Source organism: Aeromonas aquatilis, assembly GCF_054052405.1.
This window is the reverse complement of record NZ_JBSTYP010000190.1, coordinates 1-369: the sequence shown is the minus strand read 5'-3', so window position 1 is coordinate 369 and position 369 is coordinate 1. Positions and strand designations below refer to the sequence as shown.

At 58.3% G+C, this 369-nt stretch carries 1 protein-coding gene; it reads right to left on the bottom strand.

The features are described from left to right. On the bottom strand, positions 1 to 369 hold a 369-nt coding region (locus ACW5W8_RS23960), incomplete at both ends, for a transposase (protein WP_498630910.1).

Below are 369 nucleotides of genomic sequence, written 5' to 3'. Positions count from 1 at the left end.
CCAGCAGTCCTTGCATCTGCACTTTGCCCAGCCCCCGATAACGCGCATACCGGTGCCCGTGATGCTGTTTCGCATCCGCAAAACTGCGCTCTACCGTCTCTTGCCGTCCCTTGTAAATCTGTTTGCCCACTTCGCTCAGCCGGTTCTGGGCTATCCGCTCCCGGTCTTCCTGCCAGACATGTCGGCTTAATTGCTTGATACCCTTTTTACTGCGCGTGCATTGCGCGCGTAGCGGGCATTCCCGGCACTTGTCCGGGTCGCTGGCATACAGCCGGTAACCCTCCCCGTTGGTGGTCTGGTAGCGCAGGATTTCGTTTTGCGGGCAGTGGTAGCAGTCTTGCTGCGCATCGTAGCGATATTCACGTTTGG